This is a genomic window from Pseudomonas sp. SAS7, from assembly GCF_052112345.1.
GTDB lineage: Bacteria > Pseudomonadota > Gammaproteobacteria > Pseudomonadales > Pseudomonadaceae > Aquipseudomonas > Aquipseudomonas putida_Q.
On the sequence record NZ_JBEGGO010000003.1, the window covers coordinates 283,538 to 296,236 of the forward strand.

11 protein-coding genes are annotated in these 12,699 nt (G+C 63.7%); 7 read left to right on the forward strand and 4 right to left on the reverse strand.

What is annotated here, in order from left to right:
- Positions 1-175 precede the first annotated feature (175 nt).
- The 5 genes from ABI582_RS07075 (at position 176) to ABI582_RS07095 (ending at position 7,208) form a co-directional block, all read left to right on the forward strand.
- Positions 176-985: a gamma-glutamyl-gamma-aminobutyrate hydrolase family protein gene (locus tag ABI582_RS07075; protein ID WP_016487465.1), complete on the forward strand. Its 810-nt coding sequence runs from the start codon at positions 176-178 to the stop codon at positions 983-985.
- 454 nt (positions 986-1,439) lie between these two features.
- Positions 1,440-2,351: a 5-dehydro-4-deoxyglucarate dehydratase gene (kdgD, locus tag ABI582_RS07080; RefSeq protein ID WP_016499309.1), complete on the forward strand. Its 912-nt coding sequence runs from the start codon at positions 1,440-1,442 to the stop codon at positions 2,349-2,351.
- Positions 2,352-2,455: 104 nt separating this feature from the next.
- Positions 2,456-3,820 (forward strand): MFS transporter, encoded by a 1,365-nt coding sequence (locus ABI582_RS07085; RefSeq protein ID WP_258652065.1) that lies wholly within the window; start codon positions 2,456-2,458, stop codon positions 3,818-3,820.
- A 79-nt stretch (positions 3,821-3,899) separates the two neighbouring features.
- Positions 3,900-5,453 carry a galactarate dehydratase gene (gene garD, locus ABI582_RS07090; RefSeq protein WP_442118781.1) on the forward strand — a complete coding sequence of 518 codons (1,554 nt, stop codon included), beginning with the start codon at positions 3,900-3,902 and terminating at the stop codon, positions 5,451-5,453.
- Positions 5,454-5,627: 174 nt separating this feature from the next.
- On the forward strand, positions 5,628-7,208 hold the full coding sequence (locus ABI582_RS07095) for an aldehyde dehydrogenase (NADP(+)) (protein ID WP_442118782.1): 1,581 nt from the start codon (positions 5,628-5,630) through the stop codon (positions 7,206-7,208).
- A 164-nt stretch (positions 7,209-7,372) separates the two neighbouring features.
- Here the strand turns inward: ABI582_RS07095 and ABI582_RS07100 are convergent, their stop codons facing one another.
- Positions 7,373-8,122, reverse strand: a complete 750-nt coding sequence (locus ABI582_RS07100) for a FadR/GntR family transcriptional regulator (protein ID WP_132843566.1) — start codon at positions 8,120-8,122, stop codon at positions 7,373-7,375.
- 198 nt (positions 8,123-8,320) lie between these two features.
- On the opposite strand from ABI582_RS07100, the gene ABI582_RS07105 reads away from it, so the two are divergent.
- Positions 8,321-8,971, forward strand: a complete 651-nt coding sequence (locus ABI582_RS07105; RefSeq protein WP_442118783.1) for a DUF998 domain-containing protein — start codon at positions 8,321-8,323, stop codon at positions 8,969-8,971.
- 74 nt (positions 8,972-9,045) lie between these two features.
- Complete coding sequence (locus tag ABI582_RS07110; RefSeq protein ID WP_368976930.1) at positions 9,046-9,375, forward strand: hypothetical protein; 330 nt, start codon at positions 9,046-9,048, stop codon at positions 9,373-9,375.
- 45 nt (positions 9,376-9,420) lie between these two features.
- Here ABI582_RS07110 and ABI582_RS07115 read toward each other — a convergent pair whose 3' ends face one another.
- From ABI582_RS07115 to ABI582_RS07125, 3 genes are all read right to left on the reverse strand, one after another.
- Positions 9,421-10,341 carry a LysR family transcriptional regulator gene (locus ABI582_RS07115; RefSeq protein ID WP_442118784.1) on the reverse strand — a complete coding sequence of 307 codons (921 nt, stop codon included), beginning with the start codon at positions 10,339-10,341 and terminating at the stop codon, positions 9,421-9,423.
- Between the two features lie 28 nt (positions 10,342-10,369).
- Positions 10,370-11,344 (reverse strand): quinone oxidoreductase family protein, encoded by a 975-nt coding sequence (locus tag ABI582_RS07120; RefSeq protein ID WP_442118785.1) that lies wholly within the window; start codon positions 11,342-11,344, stop codon positions 10,370-10,372.
- A 112-nt stretch (positions 11,345-11,456) separates the two neighbouring features.
- Entirely contained in the window at positions 11,457-12,671 is a 1,215-nt protein-coding gene (locus ABI582_RS07125; protein WP_442118786.1) for a YeeE/YedE family protein, read from the reverse strand.
- Between the last annotated feature and the right edge of the window lie 28 nt (positions 12,672-12,699).

Genomic DNA, 12,699 nt, shown 5'->3' on the forward strand with positions numbered 1-12,699 from the left:
AAAGCCCTCTTCCGTCGTTTGACATATCGAACGGCTCTGGCAAGCTATCTACAAGCCCCGACCGGAATCGTCGCCTCTGACGAGCCGGCAGTGCTCGGAGCTTCAGGCTGCACTCAGGGCCCCGCGCCGTGCACCTGCACAACAACGACAGGCTGAACCTGTCCCAAGGTGACATATGTCCAACAGCAACATTGGCAACAAGCAACCTTCCCTGCGCAAACCCGTCGTCCTGATGACCATGGGCAGCCAAGAGCGCAAAGGCCATGACTATCAGGTCATGACACACAAATACATCACCCCGTTGGTCGAGTTCTCTGATTGCGTCCCGGTACTGGTGCCCACTTGCTGCGGCACTGAAGACCTCGACACCTATCTGGACATGGCCGACGGCGTGTACCTGACCGGCGCCGGCAGCAACATCGACCCGGCCCTGTACGGCCAGGAGAACGAAACCCCAGGCAAAGGCCAGGACCAGAACCGCGACCTGTTCGACATCCCGCTGGTGAAAGCGGCGATCAAGCGTGGCCTGCCGATTTTCGGCATCTGCCGTGGCATGCAGGAAATCAACGTGGCCCTGGGTGGCGACATCTACCAGAAGGTATACGCCGAGCCTGGCTTCAACGACCACCGGGAAAACCCGGAAGACCCGGTTGAAGTGCAGTACGCCCAAGTACATGGGGTGAAGATCAAGCCAGGCAGCTGGCTGCGTGACACTCTGGGTACCGACGAAATTCGCGTCAACTCGCTGCATGGCCAAGGCCTGCGCACGCTCGGCGCCGGCATCGAAGCCATCGCCCTGGCCGAAGACGGCCTGGTCGAGGCCATTCACGCCCCGAGCATTTCGCCCTTCCTGTTCGCGGTGCAATGGCACCCGGAGTGGCAAGCTGCGAAAAACCCAGATTCGATCAAGATGTTCCAGGCCTTCGGCGATGCTTGCCGTGCCCAGGTACGCAAGGCGCAGATCAAGCGCCAGCACGCTGCCTGACCTTCAGTTTCCTCTGCTTTGATCGCGGGGCGGCGCAAGGCCGCCCCCGTTTCCCCGGTCACCCTCTGCTGGTCCCAGAACCCTTCCCGTGGAATCGGGCGGCGGCCTTGTGCCTGTCTCCGCGATCGTTTTTTTCCTTCCCCGACAAGAGATACGATGACTGATTGCGAATAGTCTGCCATCGGTGTCTTTTCCTTCCGTTATGTTTCGCCTGCACCGGCCTCTTCGCGGGTAAACCCGCTCCCACACTGATCTGCATAGCTCTCTGGACCGCTGCGCCGTGCCTGTGGGAGCGGGTTCACCCGCGAAGAGGCCAGCACAGGAAACAGATCCTCCTCCTTGGCCACTGCAAAAAATCTCGCAAAAAGGACTAGTCATCGTACAAGTTGTACGATAACTTACCTCCAACGCAAAACAACACCCTTCACCCAAGCGCCACAGGATGCCTACAACAATGAATCCACAAGAACTTAAATCCATCCTCTCTCACGGCCTGCTGTCTTTCCCGGTCACCGACTTCAACGCCCAGGGCGATTTCCACCAGGCTGGCTACATCAAGCGCCTGGAATGGCTGGCCCCGTATGGCGCCAGCGCCCTGTTCGCCGCCGGTGGCACCGGTGAGTTCTTCTCCCTGGCCGCCAGCGAATACAGCCAGGTGATCAAGACTGCCGTCGACACCTGCGCTACTTCGGTACCTATCCTCGCTGGCGTGGGCGGTTCCACCCGCCAGGCCATCGAATACGCACAGGAAGCCGAGCGCCTGGGTGCCAAGGGCCTGCTGCTGCTGCCGCATTACCTGACCGAAGCCAGCCAGGACGGCGTTGCCGCCCACGTTGAAGCAGTCTGCAAATCGGTGAAGATCGGCGTAGTGGTCTACAACCGCAACGTCTGCCGCCTGAATGCCGACCTGCTGGAAAAACTGGCCGAGCGCTGCCCGAACCTGATCGGCTACAAGGATGGCCTGGGTGATATCGAGCTGATGGTGTCGATCCGGCGCCGCCTGGGCGACCGTTTCAGCTACCTGGGTGGCCTGCCGACCGCCGAAGTGTATGCTGCTGCCTACAAAGCCCTGGGCGTGCCGGTGTACTCCTCCGCCGTGTTCAACTTCGTGCCGAAGACCGCCATGGACTTCTACAACGCCATCGCCCGCGACGACCACGCAGCCGTGGCCAAGTTGATCGATGATTTCTTCCTGCCGTACCTGGACATCCGCAACCGCAAGGCCGGCTACGCCGTGAGCATCGTCAAGGCCGGTGCCAAGATTGCCGGTTACGACGCCGGCCCGGTGCGCACCCCGCTGACCGACCTCACCGCAGAAGAGTACGAGATGCTCGCCGCGCTGATGGACAAGATGGGCCCGCAGTAAGCGTCGCCCGCGGCCTGCCACATGCCGCGCCCGGAGTGGGCCAGCCCCGCTCCGGTTACAATTCGTGAGCCCGCACAAAAATAACTAGTGGGAGTACTGCCAGCATGCAAGCGACTAAAAAGACGCATGTGCGCTACCTGATCCTGTTCATGCTGTTCCTGGTGACCACGATCAACTATGCCGACCGCGCCACCATTGCCATCGCAGGTTCCAGCCTGCAGAAAGACCTCGGCATTGACGCCGTTACCCTCGGTTATATCTTCTCCGCCTTTGGATGGGCTTACGTGGCTGGCCAGATTCCTGGTGGCTGGCTGCTCGATCGCTTCGGTTCAAAAAACGTCTACGCCTTCAGCATCTTCACCTGGTCGCTGTTCACCCTGTTGCAGGGTTTTGTCGGTGGCCTGCCGGTTGCCTGGGCCGTCGTCACTCTCTTCACCCTGCGCTTTCTGGTCGGCTTCGCTGAAGCCCCATCGTTCCCGGGCAACGCGCGCATCGTCGCCGCCTGGTTCCCGACTCAGGAGCGCGGCACCGCCTCAGCCATATTCAACTCGGCGCAGTACTTCGCCACGGCGCTGTTCGCCCCGATCATGGGCTGGATCGTGTTCAGCTTCGGTTGGGAGCACGTATTCGTGGTCATGGGTGCACTGGGCATCGTGTTCTCCATGGTGTGGCTGAAAACCATCCACAACCCGCGCCAGCACCCACGCATCAGCCAAAGCGAGCTTGAACACATCGAGCAGAACGGCGGCCTGGTGGACATGGACCAGAAGCGCGGCAACGCTGGCCCGAAATGGGGCTACATCAAGCAACTGCTGACTAGCCGCATGCTCCTGGGCGTGTACCTGGGCCAGTACTGCATCAACGCCATCACCTACTTCTTCCTCACCTGGTTCCCCGTTTACCTTGTGCAGGAACGGGGCATGACCATCCTCAAGGCCGGCTTCATCGCTTCGCTGCCGGCGGTCTGCGGTTTCATTGGTGGCGTGCTGGGTGGCGTGATCTCCGACTGGCTGCTGCGCCGTGGCAACTCGCTGACGTTCTCGCGCAAACTGCCGATTGTGTGCGGCCTGCTGCTGTCGACCACCATGGTGTTCTGCAACTATGTCGATGCCGAGTGGATGGTGGTTGGTTTCATGACCCTGGCGTTCTTCGGCAAAGGCATTGGCGCGCTGGGCTGGGCGGTGGTGGCCGACACCTCGCCGAAGCAGATCGCCGGGCTGTCCGGTGGCCTGTTCAACACCTTCGGCAACATCGCCTCGATCACCACCCCAATCGTGATCGGCTACATCATCAGCGCCACCGGCTCGTTCAAGTGGGCGCTGGTGTACGTGGGTGCCAACGCCCTGGTAGCGGTGTTCAGCTACCTGGTGATCGTCGGCCCGATCAAGCGTATCGAGCTGCGCGATGATGACCCAAAGCCACAGGCTGAGCCTGCCGCCAACGGCGAACTGGCCAGCTCGCGTCACTGAATGAACACGCCCGCGCCGGGGCAACCGGTGCGGGCGGATGTACAAAAAAGCCTGAGAACCTGACAAGTAGGGCCCAAACATGCAGTTGATCGAACATTCCGACTCGCCCCGCTACGTCCGCCTGCACGACGACGATAACGTCGTGGTAGTGGTCAACGACGGCGGCCTGGGCGAAGGCGCCCGCTTTGCCGACGGCCTGACCCTGGTCGAAGGCGTGCCACAAAGCCACAAGGTGGCCACCGTGGCCATCGCCAAAGGCGAGCCCGTGCGCCGCTATGGGCAAATCATTGGCTACGCGCTGGAAAACCTGCGCCAAGGCAGCTGGGTGCAGGAAAGCCAGCTGGCCATGCCGGCCGCCCCAGAGCTGGACAGCCTGCCGCGCTGCGACGCCGTCCCACAACCGCTGCCGCCGCTCGAAGGCTTCACGTTCGAAGGCTACCGCAATGCCGACGGCACCGTCGGCACCCGCAACATTCTCGGTATCACCACCACCGTGCAGTGCGTGACCGGCGTGCTGGAGCATGCGGTAAAGCGCATTCGCAGCGAACTGCTGCCCAAGTACCCCAACGTCGATGACGTGGTGGCCATCACCCACAGTTATGGCTGTGGCGTGGCCATCAACGCCCGCGATGCCTACATTCCGATCCGCACCGTGCGCAACCTGGCGCGCAACCCCAACCTGGGTGGCGAGGCGCTGGTCATCAGCCTCGGCTGTGAAAAGCTGCAAGCCGGCCAGGTGATGCACGACAACGACCCCTCGGTAGACCTGAGCGAGCCGTGGCTGTACCGCCTGCAGGACGCCAGCCTGGGCTTCGTGGAAATGATCGAGCAGATCATGGAACTGGCCGAAACCCGCCTGAAAAAGCTCGACCAGCGCCGCCGCGAAACCGTACCGGCCAGCGAATTGATCCTTGGCATGCAATGCGGTGGCAGCGATGCGTTCTCGGGCATCACTGCCAACCCGGCGCTGGGCTACGCCGCCGACTTGCTGGTACGCGCCGGCGCCACCGTGCTGTTCTCGGAAGTGACCGAGGTGCGCGATGCCATCTACATGCTGACCTCGCGCGCCGAAAACCAGGAGGTGGCCGGTGCCTTGATACGCGAAATGGACTGGTACGACCGCTACCTGCAGCAAGGCGCCGCCGACCGCAGCGCCAACACGACGCCGGGCAACAAGAAAGGCGGCCTGTCCAATATCGTCGAGAAGTCGCTGGGCTCGATCGTCAAGTCCGGCAGCGGCGCCATCCAGGGCGTGCTTGGCCCGGGCGAGCGGGTAATGCGCAAGGGCCTGATCTTCTGCGCCACCCCGGCCAGCGACTTTGTCTGCGGCACCCTGCAGCTGGCCGCCGGCATGAACCTGCATGTGTTCACCACGGGCCGAGGCACTCCCTACGGGCTGGCCATGGCGCCGGTGGTCAAGGTGTGCACGCGCAGCGAACTGGCCCAGCGTTGGCCCGACCTGATCGACATCGACGCCGGGCGCATCGCCACAGGCCGTTCGAGCATCGAAGAACTGGGTTGGGAACTGTTCCATTACTACCTGGACGTGGCCAGCGGCCGCAAGCAGACCTGGGCCGAACAGCACCGGCTGCACAACGACATCACCCTGTTCAACCCGGCACCGATTACCTGATGCCAAGGATTCACTCTTTTTCCCGGTATTTCGCGTCCCCTGTAGGAGCGGGTTTACCCGCGAACACCGGCAAGGCCGGTGCCATACACCGCGTTGGATTCTTCGCGGGTAAACCCGCTCCCACAGCCCATGCGACTACCCCCCAGATTTTTTTCAGCCAACAGGAGCACCCCAATGCCTGAAATCCTCGGCCACAACTTCATCGCCGGCCAGCGCAGCGCCGCTGGCCCACAGCGCCTGCAGAGCCTGGACGCCAGCACTGGCGAAGCCCTGCCCTACAGCTTTGCTCAAGCCAGCGAAGCCGAAGTAGACCAGGCCGCCAAGGCCGCCGCTGCCGCCTTCGCTGAATTCCGCCAACTGGCCCCGGCTCGCCGCGCCGAATTCCTCGACGCCATCGCCGCTGAACTGGATGAGCTGGACGACGCCTTCGTCGCCATCGTCTGCCGCGAGACCGCCTTGCCCGCTGCCCGCATTCAAGGCGAGCGTGGCCGTACCAGCGGCCAGATGCGCCTGTTCGCCCAGGTGCTGCGCCGTGGTGACTTCCTCGGTGCGCGTATCGATCTGGCCTTGCCCGAGCGCCAGCCGCTCCCGCGCGTGGACCTGCGCCAGATGCGCATTGGCGTCGGCCCGGTCGCCGTGTTCGGCGCCAGCAACTTCCCGCTGGCCTTCTCCACCGCCGGTGGCGACACCGCTGCTGCACTGGCCGCTGGCTGCCCGGTAGTGTTCAAGGCGCACAGCGGCCACATGGCCACCGCCGACCTGGTGGGATGCGCCATCGTGCGCGCCGCCGAGCGCACCGGCATGCCCAAGGGCGTATTCAACATGGTGTTCGGTGGTGGTGTGGGCGAATGGCTGGTCAAGCACCCGGCCATCCAGGCCGTCGGTTTCACCGGCTCGCTCAAAGGCGGCGACGCCCTGTGCCGCATGGCCGCCGAACGCCCGCAGCCGATTCCAGTGTTCGCCGAGATGTCCAGCATCAACCCGGTCATCATCCTGCCAGCCGCCCTGGCCAAACGTGGCGAGGCCATTGCCCGCGAACTGGCCGGTTCGGTATGCATGGGCGCCGGGCAGTTCTGCACCAACCCGGGGTTGGTGATCGGCCTGCAATCGCCACAGTACAGCCAGCTACTGGCCGACCTTGGCCAGCACCTGGATCAGCAGGCCGGGCAAACCATGCTCAACGCGGGTGGCCTGCGCAGCTACGTTGGCGGCCTTGAGCACCTGCAGGCACATACCGGTATCGAGCACCTGGCCGGCCAGGCGCAGGAAGGCAGCCAGGCCCGCGCCCAGCTGTTCAAGGCCGATGCCCGCCTGCTGGTCGAGTCTGACCCACTGCTGCAGGAAGAAGTGTTCGGCCCCACCACTGTGGCCGTGGAAGTGCAGGACGACCAACAATTGCGCGCTGCCCTGCTGGGCCTGCGTGGCCAACTGACCGCTACCCTGATCGGCGAAGCGGAAGATTTCGAGGCGTACGCCTGGCTGGTGCCGCTGCTGGAGGAGAAGGTCGGGCGCATCCTGATCAATGGCTACCCGACCGGTGTCGAAGTCTGTGATGCCATGGTCCACGGCGGGCCTTACCCTGCGACCTCGGACGCCCGCGGTACCTCGGTGGGTACCTTGGCCATCGACCGCTTCCTGCGCCCGGTGTGCTACCAGAACTACCCGCAGGCCCTGCTGCCTGAGGCGCTGCGCGATGGCAACCCGCTGGGGCTGCGCCGACTTGTGAACGGGCAATGGAGTGATGAGGCGATCTGACTGATGGCCTGAAACAAGAAAGCCCCGCACATGGCGGGGCTTTCTGTTGGCGGCCTCTTCGCGGGTAAACCCGCTCCCACAGGGTTTGCACAATTTTCAGGCATTGTGGTGATTCTGTGGGAGCGGGCGTGCCCGCGAAGAGGCCGGTACAGGTCACAAATGCCTCAGACCCCTTGCGCCTCAGCCTCTTCGTGTACCTGGCGCAAGCGCTCCCGGCTATTGCTCAGGTGCATGCGCATGGCCATCTTTGCCCCTTCGCTGTCACGCCGGGCGATTGCCTCATAGATCGCCTCGTGCTCATGCATCAACCGGCTCATGTAATGCGCTTGGTCATCACGGGCCAGCCGCGCCGAATTCACCCGGGTACGCGGGATGATGCTGGTGCCCAAGTGGTTGATGATGTCGGCGAAGTAGTGGTTGCCGCTGGCCTGGGCAATGCGCAGGTGGAACTGGAAGTCCGCCGACACCGCATCATTGGCATGGGCCGCCCCTTCGTTGAGTTCGTCCAGCGCCGCACGCATGTCCGCCAGCTCTTCGTCACTGCGCCGCTGCGCCGCCAGGCCCGCCGACTCGATCTCCAGGGCAATACGCAACTCCAGCACCGCCAGCACTTCACGCAGGGTGACCACAGTCGCCGGGTCGATGCGAAAGCCCCCCGACGCTGGCGCGTCCAGCACGAACGTGCCGATGCCATGGCGGGTCTCGACCTGCCCGGCGGCCTGCAGCCGCGAGATTGCCTCACGCACCACGGTGCGGCTGACGCCCTCTTCGACCATGATCTGCGACTCGGTCGGCAGCTTGTCGCCACGCTTGAGCTGGCCACTGCGAATGCGTTCGGTCAGCACTGTGACCAGTTCCTGGGCCAGACTACGCGGCTTGCGCCGGGTCCTTGCCTGTACCTGTTGCTCTGTCATTGCCCTGTATTTCACCTAGAAAGACAGCGCTCATCATAGCGCAAGCAGTTGTACGATCACATACACCCGATGCGGTATTTCTTGCGCTCCCTCGCAAGCCACGCCTATGAGAAAGCCGGCGCAAGTGCTGGCCCAAAGGCCGCGCAAGCCTGTACTGTGCGCCTTTGCGCTCACTCATCCATGGAAGGAAAATGCCGCATGAAACCCCTCGACCGCCTATTGCTCGCCAGCGGCCTGCTGATACCCCTCTGGTTGCTGGCAGGTGTTTGGCTCACCGCCCAGGCTTACCCCGGCTATGACCACCTGCAACAGGCCATGAGCCAGCTCGGCGCCGTGGGCGCGCCAACCCACAGCTGGTCGCCACTGGTAAACAACTTCCCACTGGCCGCGCTGTTCGCGCTGTTTGCCTGGGGGTTGGTGCGGCGCTGGCGTGGCTCGAAACTGGCAATGCTGAGTGCTGCCCTGGTGCTTCTGCATGGTGTCGGCAGCCTGGGCACCGGCTGGTTCCCCTGTGACCAGGGTTGCGCACCGGCGCAGCCGTCCACGTCACAGCAACTGCATAACCTGTCCGGCCTGCTGATGTTCCTCTCGCTGACCCTGGCCAGTGCCCTGTGGGCGTGGCTAGGCAATCGCATTGCCGGCTCGCGGGCCCTGGCGTTGTTCTCCCTGGCCTGTGTGGTACTGGCGATCATCACCGTCGCGCTGATGGGCCAGGCAGCGCAAAACGGCCAGCTATTCGGCCTGTATCAACGCCTGAACTATGGTGTGTCGGTGATCTGGGTTGCCAGCCTGGCCTGGGCAAGCCTGCGCACACCAGCGGACAGCCCGCTGCGCATGGCGATGATCTGACGGCAAATTGCTGGCCCCCAGCATCGGAAAGCGAAGGCAAACTCCGTTTTTCTTCAGATGCTTAGGACAGCAACATGCGAGTAATTCTAGCAACGATGGCCGGTTGCCTGCTGGCCACGCTGGCGTTCGGCGCCCAAGCCCGGGCGCTGAGCCAGAACGATCGCCACACCTGCGGCTGGGGTGCGCAGATAGCCGCCGAGGCCCAGCAGGCCAAGCTTTCCGGGGTGACCCTGTATGCCACGCGCAAGAAGCTGCAGGTACGCAAATTCCCCAAACCCTGGATGCGCATGACCGCCTTCGGCATTACCGAGCAGACTTACAACAGCCGCTCGCGGTTGAAGCCTGCAGCGATCAAGCAAACTTACTATGAGCAGTGTGTTCAGCATGCGGTAGCCAAACGATAATCTATTATTTATCAGACGATTATGCGTTAAACCTGCGGAAAAGCATCAACACCGCCACGGTGCCCCGGCCTGGAAGCGATCTTCCAGCCAGGCCTTGAAGGCGCCGAGGGCCGCAGTGTTCAGCCGAGCGGTCGGGCGTACCAGGTAAATGCCCGCCGCCACGTCCAGCTGCCATTGCGGCAGCACCCGTACCAGGCGGCCGCTGACCAGGTCCTCACCCATCAGCCAGTCCCCGCCGGCAAGAATGCCCACGCCACGCCGCGCCGCCTCCAGCAATGCCTCATTGTCGTTGCTGCGCAGGCTGCCGGCGACCTTCACATTCACCTGCCGCTCACCGCTCATCAGGCGCCATTCAGGAAATGAACGTAAGCCACTGAAACATAAACAATTATGCTCAGACAATTGTTCCGGTTGTGCAGGCGTGCCATGCCGACCAAGGTAATCGGGCGATGCGCAGAGGATGCGCACGTGATCGCACAATCTCCTTGCCACCAGGCGATTGTCCGCCAGTTCGCCAATGCGGATGGCGGCATCGAAGCCCTCGCCGATTAGGTCGACGAAACGGTCGGCATACTCGGCCTCCACCGTCACCTGCGGATAGGCCAGCACGAAGTCCGCTAGCATCCCACTCAACCAGCGCCGCCCCATGGCCGCCGGCAATGCCAGGCGCAAGCGCCCGCGTACCGTTGCCGCCCCCTCGGCCGCTTCCTGCTCTGCCTCGGCAATAAGCCGGTTGGCCTCGCGTACCTTGGCCACCAGCCGCTCGCCTTCATCGGTAAAACGCAGCTGACGCGTGCTGCGCTCCACGAGGCGAATGCCCAACCGCGCCTCCAGCGCACTCAGGCGCTTCGACAGCACCGTGGGGTGGCGCTCCAGCTGCCGCCCGGCAGCGGCAAACGAGCCCTGCTCGTGCAGGGCCAGCAAGGTGGCAAGTTCATCGGCGCGGCGACTGGCGAAGGCATCCATGGCTAGGCTCGGTGGCAGGGTTCGGGCTTCAGGGAGTAAGGACCAGCGCGCCCTCCGACAGCCCTTGCTCCAGGTCCCGGTGGGCCCTGGCCACTTCGGCCAGCGGGTAGCGACGCCAGACCCGAGGCTGGATGATACCCTCGGCGACGGCTGCCAGCACATCGGTTGCGCGTTGCTGGTACTCCTCGACCGTGCGTGTATGTGCCGCCAGTGACGGCCGGGTCAGGTACAGCGAGCCCTTGGCATTGAGCGTGGCCACCTCGATCGCCGCCGGCGCACCGGAAGTGCCCCCGAACGACACCAGCAGGCCGCGCACCCGCAGGCTGTCCAGCGAAGCTTCCAGCGACACCTTGCCGACACAGTCATAGGCCACATCCACGCCCTGCCCCTGGGTCAGCTTGCGCACTTCGCTGGCCAGCGTTGCCGCGTCGAACACCAGCACATGGTGGCAACCGGCCGCCTGGGCCCTGGCCACACTTTGCGGGCGTGATACCACGCCAATCACCGTCGCCCCGAGATGTCGCGCCCAAGGCACCATCAGCTGGCCCAAGGCACCGGCGGCACCGTACAGCAGCACCTGGGTACCTGGTCCCACCGCGTAGGTGGTTTTCAGCAAGTACTGCGCCGTGATGCCTTTGAACAGCACCGCTGCGGCGGCCTCGTCAGCCAGCTGCGACGGCAGCTTGACCAGCCGCTCGGCCGGAAACAATCGGCCGCTGGCATAGGCCCCGACCGGCCCCATGGCATAGGCGACCCGGTCCCCCACCTGCACGTTGTGTACCCCATCACCGACGGCAGTGACCCGGCCTGCCCCTTCCAGCCCCAGCCCGGAGGGCAAAGCCAGGGGCGCAGCGCCTTTGCGCTGCAACAGGTCGAGCGGGTTCACACCCATGGCTGTCTGCTCCAGCCAGACCTGGCCGGGCCCTGGGGATTGTGCCTGTACGTGTTCAGGTTGCATCACATCGGCGCTGCCGGTGCCATTGAGCGTGATACGGGTAGCCATGATCGAATCCTGTTGGATGGTGTTCGGGTCAGGCTAATGGGGCAGGAAAAGTTGAACAATCAGGCGAGGTGCAGATGATTTCTGCACCTCTTGCAGCAATCTACGCACTGCCTCAGCAGCCCGTCAGCACCGCTTGGCGCCGCTCACCGGCGAAAAACAACGGGCGAAGGCGAACGCCGATCAGGTTGCCCGCATAAGCCGCCACCAGCCACAGCCAGCCATGCACGCTGCCCGAGGCAATGCCACTGAAGTACGCGCCAATATTGCAGCCATAGGCCAGGCGCGAACCGTAGCCCAACAGGAGGCCACCGATGACTGCGGCAACCAGCGACGGCAGCGGGATTTTCAAGCTTGGCGCAAAGCGCCCGGCCAGGCCAGCAGCCAGCAGCGCCCCCAGCACGATGCCCAGGTCCATCACCGTGGTGATGTCCTGCCACAGCGGCGAGGCCAACGCCTTGGCATTGGCCGGCGCCTGCCAGAACACCCAGCTGCCGACATCCACGCCCAGGCCGTTGAGGGTTTTGGCACCCCACAAGGCGAAGGCCGAAGTAATACCCCATGGCCGCCCCGCCAGCGCCAGGGTCGCGTAGTTGAGCAGTGCCAGGGCAATGGCGCCCCACAACAGCGGCCATGGGCCACGCAGGAAACGCCGCAGGCCCTGGTGTTCGCTGGCAACTGGCGCTTCCAGCGTGCCGTGTCGGCGCTTTTCCAGCAGCACGGTAGCCCAGGCGATCAGCCCGAACACTGCCAGGCTCACCAGCAGGGCCGGCCCCACACCCCAGGCTTGCACGATCGAGGTTGCCGGGAGCGACGGCAAGGCAAACCACCAGTCAGCGTGATGGGTGGCGGTTACAGAACCGATGATGAAGAACAGCAGGGTCACCAGCATGCGCGCATTGCCACCGCCCACGGTGAACAGCGTGCCCGAAGCGCAACCGCCGCCCAATTGCATGCCGATGCCGAAGATGAACGCACCGAACACGACCGAAACACCCGCCGGGGCCACCAGGCCAGTGACCGGGTTACCGAACAGGCTGCCAGCTGACAATGCCGGGAAGAACAGCAGCACCGCCAGGGCCAGCATGACCATCTGGGCACGCAAGCCCGCGCCTCGTCGCTCGTTGATGAACACCCGCCACGCCGAGGTGAAGCCAAAGGCGGCGTGATACAAGGTCAGGCCGAGCGCTGCACCGATCAGCAGCAGCAACACCTGCTTGAAGCCGGCATTCAGATTGAGAAACCATGCGCCAGCCAGCAGTAAGGCCATGGCGATCAAAGGGGCGCCCAGGCGACGCGGTTCGGGTGTGGCAGTTACGGAAAGACCCATCGGAGTACTCGGATAACAGTAAAACGGA

Bases quoted from the DNA above. Each gene is read 5' to 3' on its own strand.
- ABI582_RS07075 (WP_016487465.1), top strand. From the start codon at position 176: ATGTCCAACAGCAACATTGGCAACAAGCAACCTTCCCTGCGCAAACCC.
- ABI582_RS07110 (WP_368976930.1), top strand. From the start codon at position 9,046: ATGCGAGTAATTCTAGCAACGATGGCCGGTTGCCTGCTGGCCACGCTG.
- ABI582_RS07125 (WP_442118786.1), bottom strand. From the start codon at position 12,671: ATGGGTCTTTCCGTAACTGCCACACCCGAACCGCGTCGCCTGGGCGCC.
- ABI582_RS07085 (WP_258652065.1), top strand. From the start codon at position 2,456: ATGCAAGCGACTAAAAAGACGCATGTGCGCTACCTGATCCTGTTCATG.
- kdgD (WP_016499309.1), top strand. From the start codon at position 1,440: ATGAATCCACAAGAACTTAAATCCATCCTCTCTCACGGCCTGCTGTCT.
- ABI582_RS07105 (WP_442118783.1), top strand. From the start codon at position 8,321: ATGAAACCCCTCGACCGCCTATTGCTCGCCAGCGGCCTGCTGATACCC.
- garD (WP_442118781.1), top strand. From the start codon at position 3,900: ATGCAGTTGATCGAACATTCCGACTCGCCCCGCTACGTCCGCCTGCAC.
- ABI582_RS07095 (WP_442118782.1), top strand. From the start codon at position 5,628: ATGCCTGAAATCCTCGGCCACAACTTCATCGCCGGCCAGCGCAGCGCC.
- ABI582_RS07100 (WP_132843566.1), bottom strand. From the start codon at position 8,122: ATGACAGAGCAACAGGTACAGGCAAGGACCCGGCGCAAGCCGCGTAGT.
- ABI582_RS07115 (WP_442118784.1), bottom strand. From the start codon at position 10,341: ATGGATGCCTTCGCCAGTCGCCGCGCCGATGAACTTGCCACCTTGCTG.
- ABI582_RS07120 (WP_442118785.1), bottom strand. From the start codon at position 11,344: ATGGCTACCCGTATCACGCTCAATGGCACCGGCAGCGCCGATGTGATG.